The sequence below is a fragment of the Micromonospora sp. NPDC003241 genome (assembly GCF_053589795.1).
Genome location: NZ_JBSFSO010000091.1, coordinates 3,637 through 4,778, shown reverse-complemented (window position 1 = coordinate 4,778; position 1,142 = coordinate 3,637). Strand labels below are relative to the sequence as shown.

Sequence of the window (1,142 nt, the reverse complement as noted above, 5' to 3'; positions counted from 1 at the left end):
CAGCCCCAGGATGCGACGAGCCGACATCGAGGTGCCAAACCATCCCGTCGATATGGACTCTTGGGGAAGATCAGCCTGTTATCCCCGGGGTACCTTTTATCCGTTGAGCGACACCGCTTCCACACGCAAGTGCCGGATCACTAGTCCCGACTTTCGTCCCTGCTCGACCCGTCAGTCTCACAGTCAAGCTCCCTTGTGTACTTGCACTCAACACCTGATTGCCAACCAGGCTGAGGGAACCTTTGGGCGCCTCCGTTACCTTTTAGGAGGCAACCGCCCCAGTTAAACTACCCACCAGACACTGTCCCTGAACCGGATAACGGTCCGAAGTTAGATACCCGAATCAACCAGAGTGGTATTTCAAGATTGCCTCCCCCCATACTGGCGTATGAGGTTCACCGGCTCCCACCTATCCTACACAAGCTAACTCAGATACCAATGTCAAGCTATAGTAAAGGTCCCGGGGTCTTTCCGTCCTGCCGCGCGTAACGAGCATCTTTACTCGTACTGCAATTTCGCCGGGCCTGTGGTTGAGACAGTGGGGAAGTCGTTACGCCATTCGTGCAGGTCGGAACTTACCCGACAAGGAATTTCGCTACCTTAGGATGGTTATAGTTACCACCGCCGTTTACTGGCGCTTAAGTTCTCCGCTTCGCCCCGAAGAGCTAACAGGTCCCCTTAACGTTCCAGCACCGGGCAGGCGTCAGTCCATATACATCGAATTACTTCTTCGCATGGACCTGTGTTTTTAGTAAACAGTCGCTTCCCCCTGCTCTCTGCGGCCATACAACGCTCCACCCGCGCGGGGCTTCACGTCTCCGGCCCCCCTTCTCCCTAAGTTACGGGGGCAATTTGCCGAGTTCCTTAACCACAGTTCGCCCGATCGCCTCGGTATTCTCTACCTGACCACCTGTGTCGGTTTGGGGTACGGGCCGCTAAGAACTCGCTAGAGGCTTTTCTCGGCAGCATAGGATCACTGACTTCACCTGAATCGGCTCGGCATCACGTCTCAGCCTACATGCGCCACGGATTTGCCTATGGCACGGCCTACACGCTTACCCCGGCACAACCACCGGCCGGGCTCAGCTACCTTCCTGCGTCACCCCATCGCTTGACTACTACCCGCCAGGTTCCCACGCTCC

At 56.4% G+C, this 1,142-nt stretch carries 1 rRNA gene (running past one end of the window); it reads right to left on the bottom strand.

The features are described 5' to 3' along the window. A 23S ribosomal RNA gene (locus ACWDVW_RS32480) occupies window positions 1-1,142 on the bottom strand; its annotated part runs 1,667 nt beyond the window's last position; the annotation flags it as partial.